At 71.6% G+C, this 16,789-nt stretch carries 11 protein-coding genes; 3 read left to right on the forward strand and 8 right to left on the reverse strand.

All coding sequences use genetic code 11. From position 1 onward, the window contains the following. Positions 1-13: 13 nt before the first annotated feature. Both M2283_RS23900 and M2283_RS23905 read right to left on the reverse strand, forming a co-directional pair. A complete protein-coding gene (locus M2283_RS23900; RefSeq protein ID WP_280878397.1) occupies positions 14-3,352 on the reverse strand; it encodes a protein kinase in 3,339 nt (1,112 codons plus the stop codon). 162 nt (positions 3,353-3,514) lie between these two features. Further along, a complete protein-coding gene (locus M2283_RS23905) occupies positions 3,515-5,848 on the reverse strand; it encodes a serine/threonine-protein kinase (protein WP_280878398.1) in 2,334 nt (777 codons plus the stop codon). Positions 5,849-6,166: 318 nt separating this feature from the next. Here M2283_RS23905 and M2283_RS23910 point away from each other — a divergent pair, with 318 nt between their 5' ends. Beyond that, a complete protein-coding gene (locus M2283_RS23910) occupies positions 6,167-7,219 on the forward strand; it encodes a serine hydrolase domain-containing protein (RefSeq protein WP_280878399.1) in 1,053 nt (350 codons plus the stop codon). A 109-nt stretch (positions 7,220-7,328) separates the two neighbouring features. On the opposite strand, the gene M2283_RS23915 is transcribed toward M2283_RS23910, so the two are convergent. Next, positions 7,329-9,035, reverse strand: a complete 1,707-nt coding sequence (locus M2283_RS23915; protein WP_280878400.1) for a glycerol-3-phosphate dehydrogenase/oxidase — start codon at positions 9,033-9,035, stop codon at positions 7,329-7,331. Between the two features lie 309 nt (positions 9,036-9,344). Here M2283_RS23915 and M2283_RS23920 point away from each other — a divergent pair, with 309 nt between their 5' ends. After that, the gene (locus M2283_RS23920; protein WP_280878401.1) at positions 9,345-10,553 is read left to right on the forward strand and encodes a nucleotide sugar dehydrogenase; all 1,209 of its coding nucleotides are present in this window, start codon (positions 9,345-9,347) and stop codon (positions 10,551-10,553) included. A 96-nt stretch (positions 10,554-10,649) separates the two neighbouring features. Here M2283_RS23920 and M2283_RS23925 read toward each other — a convergent pair whose 3' ends face one another. The 4 genes from M2283_RS23925 to M2283_RS23940 all read right to left on the reverse strand — a co-directional run bounded on the left by M2283_RS23925 (position 10,650) and on the right by M2283_RS23940 (position 15,075). Beyond that, on the reverse strand, positions 10,650-11,774 hold the full coding sequence (locus M2283_RS23925; RefSeq protein ID WP_280878402.1) for a GuaB3 family IMP dehydrogenase-related protein: 1,125 nt from the start codon (positions 11,772-11,774) through the stop codon (positions 10,650-10,652). A gap of 114 nt (positions 11,775-11,888) precedes the next feature. Beyond that, positions 11,889-13,391 carry an IMP dehydrogenase gene (gene guaB / locus M2283_RS23930; RefSeq protein ID WP_280878403.1) on the reverse strand — a complete coding sequence of 501 codons (1,503 nt, stop codon included), beginning with the start codon at positions 13,389-13,391 and terminating at the stop codon, positions 11,889-11,891. Between the two features lie 173 nt (positions 13,392-13,564). Further along, entirely contained in the window at positions 13,565-14,152 is a 588-nt protein-coding gene (locus M2283_RS23935; protein WP_123998260.1) for a sigma-70 family RNA polymerase sigma factor, read from the reverse strand. Between the two features lie 311 nt (positions 14,153-14,463). After that, on the reverse strand, positions 14,464-15,075 hold the full coding sequence (locus M2283_RS23940) for a response regulator transcription factor (RefSeq protein WP_003948568.1): 612 nt from the start codon (positions 15,073-15,075) through the stop codon (positions 14,464-14,466). A gap of 382 nt (positions 15,076-15,457) precedes the next feature. On the opposite strand from M2283_RS23940, the gene M2283_RS23945 reads away from it, so the two are divergent. Next, positions 15,458-15,787: a WhiB family transcriptional regulator gene (locus M2283_RS23945; RefSeq protein WP_123998261.1), complete on the forward strand. Its 330-nt coding sequence runs from the start codon at positions 15,458-15,460 to the stop codon at positions 15,785-15,787. A 97-nt stretch (positions 15,788-15,884) separates the two neighbouring features. Here M2283_RS23945 and M2283_RS23950 read toward each other — a convergent pair whose 3' ends face one another. Beyond that, entirely contained in the window at positions 15,885-16,781 is an 897-nt protein-coding gene (locus M2283_RS23950; protein ID WP_280878404.1) for a LysR family transcriptional regulator, read from the reverse strand. Positions 16,782-16,789 lie beyond the last annotated feature (8 nt).

Genomic DNA, 16,789 nt, shown 5'->3' on the forward strand with positions numbered 1-16,789 from the left:
CCCGGTTCGGAGGTCAGCGCGTGAACTCGTAGGTGGCGGACGCCTGCTCGTACAGCCGTGTCACCTCGTCCCGCTCGGATTCGGGCCCGCGCACCTGCACCACGTGGTACCGCCCGTTGATCAGGATCGCGAGATTCCGTACGAAGAGGTCGCGCCCCGAATCGTCGCTCCAGGTGAATTGCCCCTCGGCCATGGCCCGCTCGCCCACCGTGATCGTCTTCAGCCCGGTGGCGGTGGCCCAACTGGAGGTGCGGTACGGCTGCAACTCGTGCTCGGTGTCCCGCTGGTACGCCATCGGGTCGCTGCCGTAGGTCACCGCGCCGTCGCGGCCGGGTACGAGGACGAGCTGGAAGTCGCCGTGCGAGTACACGACCTGGTTCCAGGAGTTCTTGGGCGTCCGGGTCCAGCCCTTGGCCACGGCGACCTGGAAGCCCTCGGGGTCCTTGCGGAGCGTGAAGCCGGCACCGACGTCGGGCCCGCTGGTCGCCGTCTCACTGGCGCTTGCCGACGCCGACTTCGACGGAGTCTGCTCCGCCTTGGGCGAGGTCTGGTCCGGCCGCGGCTCGCTGCTCGCGGTCACGTCCGACCGCTTCGGCTCGGGACTGGCCTCCCCCGCGGCGCCGGTCCGGTCACCGCCGGTCGCGCCGTCGTCGCCGGACTTCGGCATGAACATCAGGGCGTACGCGACGGCCCCGGCCAGCAGAAGCAGTATCAGCAGCAGGAGGATGCGGCCGAGGTGACGCGGCGACTTCGCCTCCTCCTTGGCCCGCTTGTGCCGCCCGTGCGGGGAGGTCGCGGGCAGCCCGGCACGCCGCCTGCGCACCAGCTCGCCCCGACGGCGCACGATGGGTAGCCGGCTGGAGTCGGCGGGCGGCGCGGCCACCACGTTCACCCCGGCCTCGGCCTCGGGCGCGGACCGCACCAACGACCGCAGCCAGCCCCTGAGTTCCTCGAACTCCAGCCGCTCGGTCGGATCCTGCCGCAACAACGACTCGACGACCGGCCGCAGCGGACCGCACTCCTCCGCGAAGGCGGGCGGCTCGGCGCACACCATCTGCACCAACTCGGCCGTCGACTCCTCCGGATACGGCGCATGCCCCTGCACGGCCCGGTACAGCAACGCTCCCAACGCCCACAGGTCAGTGGCCGGCCCGATCGGCGCCGCCAACTGCCAGTTCTCATGCACAGGGCCGGCCTGCTCGGGCGCCCACCGCTCGGTCACGGGCCCGACCACAGCCATCCGAGCCTGCCGCGCCCGCTCGGCGGCGAGCGGAGTGGCGGGGCCACGACGAGCCGGGACCTCTGCGCGGAGGTCGTCCCAGCGGTTCGGGGGGTGGGCGGGCTGGGTGGACGGGGTGGTGCCGGAGGCCGGGAGCCCTTGGGTGGAGTAGCCGGGCGCGGTGGGGCCGGGGCCCCCGAAACCGGGCGCGCCGGGACCCGAGGCCTCGAAACCGGGCGCGGTATGACCTGCGGAGGGAAGGGCAGGGGTGCCGGGGGCTCCGCGATGGGCGCCGGGGTGTCCCGGGTGACCGGGGTGCGAGCCCGGGCCGGGCAGGCCGGGCGCACCGGACAGGGAGTCGGGGTGACCGGACGTGTCGGGGTGGGTGCCGAAACCGGGCCGGCCGGGTACGCCGGGCCCAGACTGCCCGGGTACGCCGACGCCGGATCCAGGCTGCCCGGGCCCGGGCAGATCGCGGGTACCGGCACCGGGAGTACCTGGGCCGCGCTGGCCCGGCCCGGTCATGGGCTGTTCGCCGAAACCGGGGGTGCCGGGTGTCGGAACGCCCGTCGCGGGGGCCGCGCCCAGGCCGGGAGCGGGCGCACCGGGCGCGGGGGGCATGTTGAAGCCGGGGCCGCCACCCGCGCCGGGACCAGGCGCGTACGCGGCGGGGCCTTCGCCGACGGTGTCACCTGGGTGGGTGCCGGGAGCGCCGCCGGGATGGACACCGGGGTCGCCGCCAGGCGGAAGCGCCGTACGGTCCTGCCCCTCCGTCACCGGGGTCGCCCCGCGAGGCGTCGCACCGTGCCAGGAGGTGCCGCCCACGCCATAGGGGTCGGCAATCTGCCCCGGCGGCGGTCCGCCACCGGGCCCGCTCTCCACGCCACCCTCGGAGGGATACGGCTGTGACGAGCCGTTGGTCTGCGAGCCGGGCCCGACCTCGGGCGCCGGCCGGGCTCCTGGCAGGGCCGCCCGCCCATGCTGCTGCGCCTCCTGGACCCGGGCCGCGGCACGGGCACCGGCACGGTACGCCGCGATCGCCCCGGCCCGCGCGGCCCTGATGTCCCCGCCGCCCTCCAGTGCCTTCGGCGCGAGGGCGCCCGACGTCCCCGTCCCGTTGGCCGCCGTCTCCGTCCCGGCCGGCGGCAACCCGCCCGCCGCACGCGCGTTGATGGCAGCACGCCGGGCGGCCTCGGGGTCAACGCCCCCGGCCCCGGCACCACCCGAACCACCCTGACTCCCCGCGACCCCCGGGGAGTCACCCACTCCTAAGGCACCGGCACCACGACCACCGACGCCGCCACGGGAACCGCCAGGCCCGCCTGCCTGCCCACCGGCCCCTACGAGTCCCTGACCTACGGACCCTCCAGAACTCCCAAGTCCCTGCCCCGCCCCAGACCTTGACCCCTGCCCCTGCCCAAGTCCTTGCAGATGCCCGTGCCCCGCCGCCCCCTGCGGCCCACTCCCAACCCCGCCACCACTACCAATGCCACCGCCACCCGCACCGTCATCCTCCGGCGGCGGCACCGGGTCGTACCCGCACAGCGCCTCCTCCGCGGCCCCCACCGCGAGCCCGGTCAGCATCACGCGGCCGTCGTCGCAGACAAGCACCGTGCGCGCGGTGATGTTCCGGTGCACCCAGCCGTGCGCGTGCAGCACCCGCAGCGCCATGAGGACGTCGGACGCGACCTCGGCCGCCCGATACGGCGTCAACGGCTTCTCGGCGAGCAGCGCGGCCAGCGGCCTCGCGGGCACCAACTCGCTCACTATCCACAACGACCCGCCCTCGGCGAACACGTCGAAGACCTGGTCGAGCCGGGGGTGGTCGGGAATCCGGGCCGCGGCCTGCGCGGCATCGACCGCGCGCCGCACGGCCGGATCGGCGGGCCGCCGCGACCCACCACGCGCCGCGGGCCGTCGCGCCCCGCGATCCCGCGCCGTGAATCCCTCGGGCAACCCCTCCGCGTCGAGCACCTCGGCCTCGACGACCTCCGGCAACGGCACCTGACGGACGAGGACTTCCTGCCCGCTGTAGGTGTCAAAGGCCCGGGTCTCGGTCAGTTCGTACTCGTCGGACGGCGGCAGCGGCAGGCGGTAGCGGTCGGCGAGGACTCGTCCCGCGTATTCGTCCACGTTGCCTCCCCCAGCCGCCCGGTTGGTCAATTCCGTTCGCCTTGCGTCCCGTTCCGACGCATACCCGGATGCGTACGGTCCGCGAACCTTCACGATACGTGCCGGAGGCAACTCGCAAAGAGGGGATGCCAGATCTCACGCCCCAAACACGGGCCAGTCACTTCACGATTTGGGTTCGAACGTCTTCGCGAGCGTCTGCCACGTGGCCTTGCGGAGGTCACTGTCCCAGTTCGCGGCTTTCGCCGTGTACATCAGCGCGTACCCGAGACTGCCGTTGACCACGAACCCCCGGTCGATCGTCCGGTACTTGGTGCCGCCATCCACGTAGGTGAACTCCCAGTCGGCTGCGTTCCAGCTGCGGTAGTCCACCCTCTCTATTCGGATCCTCGTGTACTGCGAGCGCGTCATGGAGCGCTCCTGGTTCTCCCAGTCGGCGACCGCGTCACCCTTGGGCGTGGACGTCCAGGCGACCAGCAGCTTCTGCCCGTCGGGGCCCGTGAACCGGTCCCCCGCGCTGTCCGAGGACTGGTACTTCCACCCCGCCGGCAGTCCGATCGAGTACCCCTGGCTGCCCTTGTGTGTCGACTCCACGGCAGCGCCGCCGCCGGACGACCCACTCGAACCGCCCGAACTCGACCCGTCGCCGGACGCGTTCGCACTCTCGGTCGCGTTCGCCGCGCCCCCGGAACCGGTGTCTCCCGACGAGGACTCGTCCTTACCGGTACCGCTGCCCGCGTCCTCCTTGGTGTCCTCCCCCGACCCGGAACCCGAGCTCGCCTTCGCACTCGAACCCGCACTCGCGGCGGCCTTCTCGCCCCCGCTCTTGCCGCCCTTCGACCCGTCGTCGTCCCCACCGAGCGTGAAGGCCAGCACGACGGCGAGCACGGCGAGCACCACGACCACCGCGATGATCACCAACGTCCGCCTCGGCACCACATCCGTGATCGGCGCCCTCGGCACCGCCCGCGGCGGCAGATCCGGCGGCGTCATCACGGGCCACCCCGAACTCCGCCCACCGCCCGAAGCGTTGGCCCCCGACGCAGCCGAGGACGAGGGCACCCCCGAAGTCGGCGACGACGTTGTCGAGGCCCCGCGAGAAGAACCCCGAGAAGGCGAACTGCCAGACGCGGGCGGAGCCTTGGGAGCCGCGGGAACAGCCGGAGCCGAGGGAGCTACGGGAGCGACAGGGGTCGTCGAAGCAACAGGCTCCGCAGAGGCCGAAGAAGCCACCGCCCCGCCCGAGCCACCGGCACCCGCCCCACCGACACCATCGTTCCGCGCCTCAGTCCCGCTCCCGCTCCCAGCCCGAGTCCCAGTCCCAGTCCCAGTCCCGGACCCGGTACCAGCCGGCGTCCCGGCCCCACTGCCACTCCCAGCCTTCGAACCCTCCGCCCCGCTCCCCGACTTGGTCCGCGCCGCAGCCGCCGACCCGGCGGCCCCGGCCGCCACCGCCGCCTTCTTCACGGAACGGAACGCCCCACGCAGCTTCTCCGCGGCTTCCTCGCCACGCTTGCCGCCGGAACCCGTCGAGCTCGAACTCCCCTTGCCCCCACGCCCGTCGGGCTGCGCCGGCAACGGCACGACCCTGGTCGCGTCGAGCGGCGGCTCCGGCTCGGCCGCCTTCGGCTCGGGCGCGTGGATCACCGCGTTGAGCATCCGCCGGGCACCCGCGTCGTCGAGCCGCTGCGCCGGGTCCTTGGTGAGCAGCCCGTAGATGACGTCCTTCAGCGGCCCCGCGTTCTTCGGGTCCTCCAACGGCTCCGTCATCACCGCGGTGAGGGTCGCGATCGCGGAACCCTTGTCGTACGGTGGCGCACCCTCGACCGCCGCGTACAGCAACCCGCCCAGCGACCACAGGTCCGCCGCCGGACCGGGCTTGTGCCCGCGCGCCCGCTCCGGGGAGATGTAGGAGGGCGCGCCGACGAGCATGCCGGTCGAGGTGATGGACGGGTCGCCCTCGACCTGGGCGATACCGAAGTCGGTGAGCACGACGCGCTCGGTCTCGGACTCCAGCAGCACGTTCGACGGCTTCACGTCGCGGTGCAGGATGCCCTCGCGGTGCGCCGAACGCAGCACGTCGAGTATCGCGAGACCGACCTCCGCCGCACGCTTCGGCTCCAGCAGGCCGTCCTCGCGGATGACCTCGGCGAGCGACTTGCCCTCGACGAGCTCCATCACGATCCACGGCCGGTCGTCCTCGTCGACCACGTCGAAGACCGTCACCGCGCTGTTGTTACGGATCCGCGCGATCGCCTTGGCCTCGCGCAGCGTCCGCGTGATCAGCCGCCGCTTCTCCTCGTCGTCGATGCTCGACGGGAACCGCAATTCCTTGACCGCGACCGTCCGGCCCAGTGTCTCGTCCTCGGCCCGCCAGACCGTGCCCATGCCACCGCGGCCGAGCACTCCTCCCAGGCGGTACCGCCCGGCGAGAAGACGCTCGCTCTTGTCCTGACGAGTGTCCTGGCGAGATGTGCCCGCCCGCTCCGCCTCCGACATGCGTCCCCTCATACAACCCGCCCTGACAGAGCCTCCATTGTCCCTCACCCGACAAGTGCCCTACGCCCAGGGTGCCTCTGACGCCCCACCCGGACCCGAACACCTGCCCCACAGACCCCACCCACCCGGAACCTCAGCTTCCACACACCCGAACCCGCAGTAACAAAGCACCCGAAGCCCGGCACCTCAAGCACCTCTGGCCCCAAATCCCGCCCACCCGAAGGCGCGCGCGCCAAGGCCCCCAGGCCCAGTTGAACCCCACCCCCACCCGCCCTGCATGATGACCCCAACAGAGAAGGACCCACGACGGGACCCGCGATGCCACCGCTACGGACGCTACTGGCCCTGCCTGTGTCCCTCGTGTCCCTCGCACTCCTGGCCCTGACCCCCGCGGCCTCCTCGGCCCCCGAGCCACCGGCCACGGACATGCTCCTTCCCCTCCTGGTCACCCAGGGCGCCGCCCCCACCGCGGCACTGCTCGCCCAGGAGGAGTCGGGCACCCGCTACGCCGCCGCAGGCACCGGCATCTCGCGCGCCGACCACTTCCGCGCCGGCAGCATCACGAAGACCTTCATCGCGACGGTCGTCCTCCAACTGGCCGCCGAACACCGGCTGTCCCTGTCCGACACCGTCGAGGACCACCTGCCCGGCCTCGTCCGCGGCGCGGGCAACGACGGCCGCACCCTGACCCTGCGCGCCCTGCTCACCCACACCAGCGGCCTGTACGACTACACACGCGACACCGCGGGCGCCGTCCCCGTCACTCCCGTTCAGGCCGTACGTATCGCACTCACCCACCCTCCGGCCGACCCCGGCCGCTTCGCCTACTCGAACACCAACTACGTCCTGCTCGGCATGGTCGTCCAGCAGGTCACCGGCCGCTCCTACGCCGCCGAGGCCGAGCGCCGCATCATCGCTCCGCTGGGTCTGACCGGCACCTCCTTCCCCGGCTCCCGCACCACGCTCCCCTCCCCGCACGGCCGCGCCTACACCGCCGACGGAACCGACGTCACCGAACTCGACCCGCGGGTGGCCGGCGCCGCGGGCGAGCTGGTGACCACGCTCACCGACCTGAACCGCTTCTACGCGGCCCTGCTCGGCGGCGGACTGCTGCCCCCGCGCTGGCTGCGCGAGATGCGCGACACCCGGGCCGCACACGGCTCGTACGGCATGGGCCTGTTTCCCGTGAAGCTGCCGTGCGGCACCACGGTGTGGGGGCACAACGGACGCATCAACGGCAGCTACGTGCGCACCGCGGCCACCGTCGACGGCCGTCGCGTCCTCACCTTCCGCGTGAACACGACCGCGATCGCAGACCCCGACCTCGAACCCCGGTTGCTCGCCGCCGAGTTCTGCCCCCGCACCTCGTAGAACGACCCGATCCCGAACGAAGATCCCGGTTCACGACACTCGTTCGAGTGATCCGGCGGACCCGCCACCGAGCCCGCACGGAATTGGCGGCGTACTGCCCCCGGCGTTCCTAGAGCGGCACGATGTCCGGCGCCCCCAACCGCGCCGCGTCCGCCGTCAGGTCGTCGGGCTGGCGCTGCGACTCCCGCTCGGCCTCCACCCGCTTCTGGTAGTGCTCGACCTCCCGCTCGATCTGGTCCTTGTCCCAACTGAGCACCGGCGCCATCAACTCCGCTGCCTCACGGGCGCTGCGCGTCCCCCGGTCGAACGTCTCGATCGAGATGCGCGTGCGCCGGGTCAGCACGTCGTCCAGGTGCCGGGCGCCCTCGTGCGAGGCGGCGTAGACGATCTCGGCGCGCAGATAGTCGTCGGCGGCCTGCAGGGGTTCGCCGAGCGAGGCGTCGGCGGTGATGAGGTCGACGAGCTCCTCCGCCATCGACCCGTACCGGTTCAACAGGTGCTCCACGCGCACCACATGGATGCCGGTCTTGGCCGCGATCCGCGCCCGCGCGTTCCACAGCGCCCGGTACCCCTCCGCCCCGATCAGGGGAACATCCTCCGTGACGCATTCGGCGACGCGCATGTCGAGGCCGTGCACCGCCTCGTCCACGGCGTCCTTGGCCATCACGCGGTACGTCGTGTACTTGCCGCCCGCCACGACGACGAGTCCCGGCACGGGATGCGCCACGGTGTGCTCGCGCGACAGCTTGCTGGTGGCGTCGGACTCGCCGGCCAGCAGCGGGCGCAGCCCGGCGTAGACGCCTTGGACGTCGTCCCGGGTCAGCGGCACCGCGAGCACCGAGTTCACGTGCTCCAGGAGGTAGTCGATGTCCGCGCTGGACGCGGCGGGGTGCGCCTTGTCGAGGTCCCAGTCGGTGTCGGTGGTGCCGACGATCCAGTGCCGGCCCCAGGGGATGACGAACAGGACGGACTTCTCGGTGCGCAGGATCAGGCCGGTGGAGGAGTTGATGCGGTCCTTCGGTACGACGAGGTGGATGCCCTTGGAGGCCCGTACGTGGAACTGGCCCCGCTCGCCCACCAGCGCCTGGGTGTCGTCGGTCCACACGCCCGTCGCGTTGACGATCTGCTTGGCGCGGATCTCGTACTCGCCGCCCGCCTCGACGTCCTGCACGCGCGCGCCGACGACCCGTTCGCCCTCGCGCAGGAAGCCCGTCACGCGCGCGCGGTTGGCGACCTTCGCGCCGTAGGCCGCCGCCGTGCGCACCAGGGTGGCCACGTAGCGGGCGTCGTCCATCTGGGCGTCGTAGTACTGCAACGCTCCGACCAGCGCGTCCTTCTTCAACGCGGGTGCCACGCGCAGGGCGTGACGGCGGCTCAGGTGCCGGTGCATGGGCAGACCCCGGCCATGCCCCCGGGCCATCGACATGCCGTCGTAGAGCGCGACGCCCGATCCGGCGTACAGGCGCTCCCAGCCCTTGTGCTGGAGCGGGTACAGGAACGGCACCGGCTTCACCAGGTGCGGGGCGAGCCGCTCCAGAAGCAGCCCGCGCTCCTTCAGCGCTTCTCGTACGAGGGTGAAGTCGAGCATCTCCAGGTAGCGCAGGCCGCCGTGGATGAGCTTGCTGGACCTGCTGGACGTGCCCGAGGCCCAGTCGCGCGCCTCGACCAGGCCCGTCGACAGGCCGCGTGTCACGGCGTCCAGCGCGGTGCCCGCGCCGACCACACCGCCGCCCACCACCAGCACGTCCAGCTCGCGCTCGGCCATTCCCGCCAGTGACTCGGCCCGCTGCGCCGGCCCCAGTGTCGCTGTCCTCACAGCTGCCTCCCGCTTTCCGCTTTCGGTAGCGCCGGCCGCACCCGTCGGGCGAAGCCCGTTCCCGTTCCCTCTCCCCCCTGTCCAGCTTCCTACGTCCCCCTCCTGCCCAAATTCTGACCGTGTTGCCCAACTTCAGCCACTACTCGCCCCCAGCCTGTGGACAACAATCACGGGCTTGCCGGAAAACACAGCCGACCAATCCCGCATATCGGTCATATTTACTCCTAGTCTGACATTGCGCTCGCTCATTCTGTCCACAGGGCTTGCGCACCTGTCCCGCTTCGGTTACTGGGAAGGACGGCCCACGCCATGCCCGCAGATCTCGCCGTCATCGGACTCGGCCCGTTCGGCCTGCCGCTGGCCCAGGCCGCCGTCGCCGCCGGCATCTCCACCCTCGGCTACCGGACCGGGCCCGAGCCCGGCTCGCTCAGCCCCGCAGAACTGCGCCGGATGCTCTCGGGGGGCTTCCGGCACGCGACCAGTCCGGCCGAGCTCGGCCGGGTGCGCACCGCGGTCATCTGCGTGCCCACCCCGCGCGGGGCGGACGGCGGCCTCGACCTCACCCCGGTGGAGACGGCCGCCCGCACCCTCGCCGCACAGCTGCGCCCGCACACCACCGTGATCCTGGAGTCGCCCGTGCACCCGGGCACCACGGAGACGATTCTGCGCCCGATCCTCGAAGCGGGCTCCGGGCTGCGCGCGGGCCGCGACTTCCACCTCGCCTACTCCCCCAGCCGGGTGGATCCGGGCAACCGCGACTTCACCCCGGCCAACACCCCGAAGGTGATCGGCGGTCTCACGCCCGCGTGCACCGAGTCGGCCGCCGCGTTCTACGGCCGCCTCACCGACAAGGTGGTACGCGCGCGTGGCCTGCGCGAGGCGGAGACCGTGCAGCTCCTGGAGACCAACTTCCGGCACGTCAACATCGCGCTCGTCAACGAGATGGCCGTCCTCTGCCACGACCTGGGCGTCGACCTGTGGGACGTCATCCGCTGCTCGGAGACCAAGCCCTTCGGCTTCCACGCCTTCCGCCCCGGCCCCGGCGTCGGCGGCCACGCCGTCCCCCAGGACCTGACCGGCCACGCCGGCCGCACCCTGCGCATGGTCGAACTGGCCCAGCAGGTCAACACCCAGATGCCGCGCTACGTCATCCAGCGCGCCGCGGCCCTCCTCAACGAGCACGGCAAGTCGGCCCGCGCCGCCCGCGTCCTCCTCCTGGGCGTCACCTACAAGCCCGACCTCGCCGACCAACAGGCCACCCCCGCCCGCGAGATCGCCGTCCGCCTGATGGAACTCGGCGCCTCCGTCAGCTACCACGACCCGCACGTCCCGTCCTGGAGCGTCCTGGACCGCCCGGTCCCCCGCGCCGACTCCCTCTACGAGGCCGCCGCCGACGCCGACCTGACGATCCTCCTCCAGCACCACCGCACCTACGACCTCCAGGGCCTGTCGGTGAAGGCCCAACTCCTCCTCGACACCCGAGGCGCGACACCCACGGGGGCGGCGCACCGCCTCTGAGCACAGCGCAGCGAACACAGGGGCCCGGACCGTCGGCCGACGGTCCGGGCCCCTGTCTGTTGTCTGTCGCTCACGCCGGTCAGGCCGAGCGCGGCGTCACCGCTTGTGCTGCGAGTCCGCCACCGTGACCTCCACCCGCTGGAACTCCTTCAGTTCGCTGTAGCCGGTGGTGGCCATGGCGCGGCGCAGGGCGCCGAAGAAGTTCATGGAGCCGTCGGGGATCTGGGACGGGCCCGTCAGGACCTCCTCGATCGTGCCGACCGTGCCGAGGTCGACCTTCTTGCCACGGGGCAGTTCCTCGTTGACCGCCTCCATGCCCCAGTGGTGGCCCTTGCCCGGCGCGTCCGTGGCGCGGGCGAGCGGGGAGCCCATCATGACCGCGTCCGCGCCGCAGGCGATCGCCTTGGGGAGGTCGCCGGACCAGCCGACGCCGCCGTCCGCGATCACGTGCACGTACCGGCCGCCGGACTCGTCCATGTAGTCCCGGCGGGCGGCTGCCACGTCGGCGACCGCGGTGGCCATGGGGACCTGGATGCCCAGCACGTTGCGCGTGGTGTGCGCGGCGCCGCCGCCGAAGCCGACCAGGACGCCGGCCGCGCCGGTGCGCATCAGGTGCAGGGCCGCGGTGTACGTGGCGCAGCCGCCGACGATCACCGGGACGTCCAGCTCGTAGATGAACTGCTTCAGGTTCAGCGGCTCGTGCGAACCCGACACGTGCTCCGCCGAGACCGTCGTGCCGCGGATGACGAAGATGTCCACGCCCGCGTCGACCACGGCCTTGGAGAACTGCGCCGTGCGCTGCGGGGAGAGCGCGGCGGCCGTGACCACGCCGGAGTCGCGCACCTCCTTGATGCGCGCGCCGATCAGCTCCTCCTTGATGGGGGCGGAGTAGATCTCCTGGAGGCGCCGGGTGGCCGCGTCCGGGTTCAGCTCGGCGATCTCGTCGAGCAGCGGCTGCGGATCCTCGTACCGCGTCCACAGCCCTTCGAGGTTCAGCACGCCGAGGCCGCCGAGCTCACCGATGCGGATCGCGGTGGCCGGGGAGACGACCGAGTCCATGGGAGCGGCCAGGAAGGGCAGCTCGAAGCGGTAGGCGTCGATCTGCCAGGTGATCGAGACCTCCTTCGGGTCCCGCGTACGGCGGCTGGGGACGACGGCGATGTCGTCGAAGGCGTACGCCCGCCGGCCGCGCTTGCCGCGCCCGATCTCGATCTCAGTCACGTCTGTGGCCTTTCCCTCTTCGTTCAGCGTCTTCCAGTATCGCCGACGGGTACGACAAGGGCGGCCCCGGATGCTCCGGGACCGCCCTCGACATGCTTCACGCGTGCGTACGCGTCACTTACGGCTGTAGTTCGGCGCTTCGACCGTCATCTGGATGTCGTGCGGGTGGCTCTCCTTGAGGCCCGCCGAGGTGATCCGGACGAAGCGGCCCTTGGACTCCATCTCGTCGATGGCGGCGGCGCCCACATAACCCATGGTCTGGCGCAGGCCGCCGACGAGCTGGTGCAGGACGTTGGCCAGCGGGCCGCGGTAGGGCACCTGGCCCTCGATGCCCTCGGGCACGAGCTTGTCGTCGGAGGACACCTCGGCCTGGAAGTAGCGGTCCTTGGAGAACGACTTGCCCTGGCCGCGGGACTGCATGGCGCCGAGCGAGCCCATGCCGCGGTACGACTTGAACTGCTTGCCGTTGATGAACTGCAGCTCGCCGGGCGACTCCTCGCAGCCGGCGAGCAGCGAGCCCAGCATCACCGCGTCGGCGCCGGCAGCCAGCGCCTTGCCGATGTCGCCGGAGTACTGCAGGCCGCCGTCGCCGATCAGCGGGACGCCGGCCGCGCGGGCGGCGAGGGAGGCCTCGTAGATCGCGGTGACCTGCGGGACGCCGATGCCGGCGACCACGCGGGTGGTGCAGATGGAGCCGGGGCCGACACCGACCTTGATGCCGTCGACACCGGCGTCGATCAGCGCCTGGGCGCCGTCACGGGTGGCGACGTTGCCGCCGATCACGTCGACACGCACGCTCGACTTGATCTTCGACATCCAGCTGAGGGCGTTGCTGTTGTGACCGTGCGAGGTGTCGACGACCAGGAAGTCGACGCCGGCCTCGGCGAGGGCCTGGGCCCGCTCCAGCGCCTCGGGGCTGGCGCCCACGGCGGCGCCGACGATCAGCCGGCCCTCGGAGTCCTTGGCGGCACCGGGGTACTGCTCGGCCTTGACGAAGTCCTTGACCGTGATGAGGCCCTTGAGGACACCCGCCTCGTCGACCAGGGGAAGCTTCTCGATCTTGTGGCGGCGCAGCAGCCCCATGGCGTCGCTGCCGGAGATGCCGACGTGGCCGGTGACCAGCGGCATCGGGGTCATGACCTCACGCACCTGACGCGAGCGGTCGGACTCGAAGGCCATGTCGCGGTTGGTGACGATGCCGAGCAGCTTGCCGTTGCCGTCCGTCACCGGGACGCCGCTGATGCGGAACTTGGCGCACAGCGCGTCGGCCTCGGCCAGCGTCGCGTCGGGGTGCACCGTGATCGGGTCGGTGACCATGCCGGACTCGGAGCGCTTCACGAGGTCGACCTGGTTGACCTGGTCCTCGATGGAGAGGTTGCGGTGCAGCACGCCGACGCCGCCCTGGCGGGCCATCGCGATCGCCATCCGGGACTCGGTCACCTTGTCCATCGCCGCCGAGAGCAGCGGGATGTTCACCCGCACGTTGCGGGAGATGCGGGACGAGGTGTCGACCGCGTTGGGGAGCACCTCGGATGCGCCCGGCAGCAGCAGCACGTCGTCGTAGGTCAGCCCGAGTGTCGCGAATTTTCCGGGCACTCCGTCGACGTTCGCAGTCATGACACCTTCCCCAAATGGCCTTGATCGGTGCGGATGTCCATGCTAACGGGAAGCACGGGTCCCAAATTCCACGATTGCGGCCGCCCCCGGGCCTCGTATGTTCGTACGCAACCCACCGACGGGCCGTTCAAGAAGAGCCCCACGGCTCACCGACCCTGCCGCGTGGCCTCGCCCTACTGCTCCGCGAGCGCCCGCAGCCGGCTCAGCGCACGGTGCTGCGCCACCCGGACCGCGCCGGGTGACATTCCCAACATCTGGCCGGTCTCCTCGGCCGTGAGGCCCACCGCGATCCGCAACAGGAGCAGTTCGCGCTGGTTCTCCGGCAGGTTGGCCATGAGTTTCTTGGCCCATTCGGCGTCGCTGCTGAGCAGCGCGCGCTCCTCCGGGCCGAGCGAGTCGTCCGGCCGCTCCGGCATCTCGTCGGACGGGACCGCCGTCGAGCCGGGGTGCCGCATCGCCGCCCGCTGCAGGTCGGCGACCTTGTGCGCGGCGATGGCGAAGACGAAGGCCTCGAAGGGGCGTCCGGTGTCCCGGTAGCGCGGCAGCGCGAGCAGGACGGCGACGCAGACCTCCTGCGCGAGGTCCTCCACGAAGTGCCGGGCGTCGCCCGGCAGCCGGGACAGACGGGTGCGGCAGTAGCGCAGCGCGAGGGGGTGGACATGGGCGAGCAGGTCGTGCGTGGCCTGCTCGTCCCCGTCGACGGCGCGATGGACGAGTGCACCGATCGCCCCTGCGGCCCCGGCCGCCTCGTCGTCGCGCATCGGTCCATGGTGCCTTGCGGCCGTGCGGTCCGTGGCACCGCGTCCGATGTTGTGTGCCGAAGCGTTATGAGCAGGTGCGCCGGAACTCATCCCTTGCGCCCTCCCCTTCCGCTCGACCGACTCGTCCCCGAGAGACTCCACACCTCAAGGATGCGGCATCCGCGCCGAAACGAGCAGCGGACGCCGACAGGACCATTCGACCGGCGCCGGCATCCGCGCCCCGAAAGGGGCGCGGGGAACTGCGCGACCAGCCACAAACGACCCGCACCAAAGCGACAGCCTGTAGGACCGAACTCTTTGGAACCGAGCTCTCAGCGAACCAGACCCCACCGGAAACCGAGCGCCACCGCATGCGCCCGGTCGGACGCACCCAGCTTCTTGAACAGCCGCCGAGCGTGCGTCTTCACGGTGTCCTCGGAAAGGAAAAGCTCACGCCCGATCTCGGCATTCGACCGCCCGTGACTCATCCCCTCAAGGACCTGAATCTCACGCGCGGTGAGCGTGGGCGCCGCCCCCATCTCGGCGGACCGCAACCGCCGCGGAGCGAGCCGCCAGGTCGGATCGGCGAGGGCCTGCGTGACGGTCGCCCGCAACTCGGCGCGCGAGGCGTCCTTGTGCAGATAGCCCCGCGCCCCGGCGGCGACCGCGAGGGCCACGCCGTCCAGGTCCTCGGCGACGGTGAGCATGATGATGCGCGCACCCGGGTCGGCGGACAGCAGCCGCCGGACGGTCTCGACGCCGCCCAGACCGGGCATGCGTACGTCCATCAGAATCAGGTCCGAACGGTCGGCGCCCCAGCGGCGGAGGACTTCCTCGCCGTTGGCCGCGGTCGTCACGCGCTCGACGCCGGGCACGGTCGCGACCGCGCGGCGGAGCGCCTCTCGGGCAAGCGGGGAGTCGTCGCAGACGAGGACGGATGTCATGGCCGCCCTCCGCAGCTGATGCACGTCACCTTGAGCCTCCAGGCTGGTACGAAATCGTCACCTGTGCGGTCGACCGTCTCGGACGCCTGCCCGAGCACTCGTTGTTCCAACCGCCTCCGCCACTCTCAACGATGGTCACTCGAAAGAGTTACGGGGCCGTGTGCCATCTTCGGCACTCTACGTGAGGGGGCGGATACAGAGCAGACGTCCGGCGCCGACCCACAACGTTTCATCACAACCGGTGCCCCATTTAGCTCTATTTCTTCCCTTCTGCTGGTGTCTGAGGCTAGATTCGCAATGAGTCATATTTTCATCTCCTTAGATAGTAGATGTACGGTCGTGGGCACCGTATCCGCTCAGCACGGCTACAAGGGGTCACGTAATGGCAGATTTCTCCCGCCTTCCTGGACCGAACGCGGACCTGTGGGACTGGCAGCTTCTGGCTGCCTGCCGCGGGGTGGACAGCTCGCTCTTCTTTCATCCGGAGGGCGAGCGCGGTGCGGCCCGGAGCGCTCGCGAGAACTCGGCCAAGGAGGTCTGCATGAGGTGCCCGGTCCGCGCGCAGTGCGCGGCACACGCGTTGGCGGTCAGAGAGCCGTACGGCGTGTGGGGCGGGCTGACCGAGGACGAGCGCGAAGAGCTGATGGGTCGGGCGCGGAACCGGTTGGTGTCGGCGTCGGCCGGCGCCGGGGACGGCGTCTCGAACAACTGAAGGAACGTTTCTGCGATCCAGGGCTCCGGAACAGCTCCTGGACACGTCAGGCCGATGGGCACGCATGCGCGTGCCCATCGCCTTGTCTACGGACCAACTACCGTGCGGCCGCCCGCCCGAGCTGCTCCAGCGTCGCCGCGACCGCCGGTACCTGGGCCAGGTCGGGCAGCGTCAGTGCGACGATCTCCCGCCGCACCGCCGGCTCCAGCGTCAGCACGCGCGTGTGCCGCGGCCGTACGGACTCGATCGCGAGCTGGGGCAGTACGGCGACGCCGAGACCGGCGCCGACGAGGCCGACGACGGCCGGATAGTCGTCGGTGGCGAAGTCGATGCGGGGCGTGAAGCCGGCGCCCTCGCACACCTCCACCAACTGCCCGCGGCAGCGCGGGCATCCGGCGATCCACGGCTCGTCCGCGAGTTCGCCGATGGCCACGGTGCCGGCCCCCGCCAGCCGGTGCCGCTCGGGCACGAGCCCGACCAGGCGGTCCGTCAGCAGGGGACGTACGACGAGGTCGTCCCACTCCTCCGCGCCCGCCGCTCCCTCGTAGCGGAAGGCGAGTGCGATGTCGCAGTCGCCCTCGCGCAACAGCTCGACGGAGGCGGGTGGTTCGGCCTCCTCCAGGGAGACGCGGGTGCCGGGGTGCGCGGCGCGCAGGGCGGCGAGCGCGGTCGGTACGAGGGTGGAGCTGCCGCTGGGGAAGGAGACCAGGCGGACCCGGCCGGCGCGCAGGCCCGCGATCGCGGCGACCTCCTCCTCGGCGGCGGTGAGCCCGGCGAGGATGCCGCCCGCGTGCCGTACGAGCGCCTCGCCCGCCTGGGTCAGCCGCATCTCGCGCCCGCTGCGGATCAGCAGCGGCGTACCCACGGACGCCTCCAGGGCCTTCATCTGCTGGCTGACCGCGGGCTGGGTGCAGCCCAGCGCGCGCCCCGCCGCCGAGAAGGAGCCGGTGGTGGCGACGGTGCGCAGGACGCGGAGATGACGTGCCTCGATCACCCTTCGAG

The sequence above is a fragment of the Streptomyces pseudovenezuelae genome (genome assembly GCF_029892565.1).
In the GTDB taxonomy this organism is placed as follows: domain Bacteria; phylum Actinomycetota; class Actinomycetes; order Streptomycetales; family Streptomycetaceae; genus Streptomyces; species Streptomyces pseudovenezuelae_A.

What these genes read in the sequence shown, in the direction of transcription:
- M2283_RS23905 (WP_280878398.1), bottom strand. Translation starts at nt 5,848, where the DNA reads ATGTCGGAGGCGGAGCGGGCGGGCACATCTCGCCAGGACACTCGTCAG.
- M2283_RS23910 (WP_280878399.1), top strand. Translation starts at nt 6,167, where the DNA reads ATGCCACCGCTACGGACGCTACTGGCCCTGCCTGTGTCCCTCGTGTCC.
- M2283_RS23920 (WP_280878401.1), top strand. Translation starts at nt 9,345, where the DNA reads ATGCCCGCAGATCTCGCCGTCATCGGACTCGGCCCGTTCGGCCTGCCG.
- guaB (WP_280878403.1), bottom strand. Translation starts at nt 13,391, where the DNA reads ATGACTGCGAACGTCGACGGAGTGCCCGGAAAATTCGCGACACTCGGG.
- M2283_RS23935 (WP_123998260.1), bottom strand. Translation starts at nt 14,152, where the DNA reads ATGCGCGACGACGAGGCGGCCGGGGCCGCAGGGGCGATCGGTGCACTC.
- M2283_RS23940 (WP_003948568.1), bottom strand. Translation starts at nt 15,075, where the DNA reads ATGACATCCGTCCTCGTCTGCGACGACTCCCCGCTTGCCCGAGAGGCG.
- M2283_RS23945 (WP_123998261.1), top strand. Translation starts at nt 15,458, where the DNA reads ATGGCAGATTTCTCCCGCCTTCCTGGACCGAACGCGGACCTGTGGGAC.